The 279-nt window shown below is 59.1% G+C and carries 1 protein-coding gene; it reads left to right on the forward strand.

The genetic code is table 11. From position 1 onward, the window contains the following. Window positions 1–279, forward strand: a 279-nt coding sequence (locus tag AC0IW9_RS30680; RefSeq protein ID WP_471652086.1) for a hypothetical protein, incomplete at both ends; no start/stop codon positions are given.

Raw genomic sequence — 279 nt, forward strand, 5'->3', positions numbered from 1 at the left:
TTCCCGGACAGGTGAGCGGCCTGTGGATCTACGGCAACACCATCTTCCGCGCTAGCAATAAGGGAGATGGCGCGGGCATCCGATTGCAGGCCCCGTTCACGACCGATGCGAAGGTGGGCATCGTGAACAACATCATCCGTGTCAACGGTGCACCGTACAGCTTTGACGCCAACGGGAATCAAGCAGTCGGACGTCCTGGCAACGTCGTTACCCACAATCTCACTCATCCGAATTCCAACTGGCCCGGTGACATCAACGGTTTGCCGGGGTTGGCCGACG

The sequence above is a fragment of the Belnapia sp. AC561 genome (assembly GCF_979252845.1).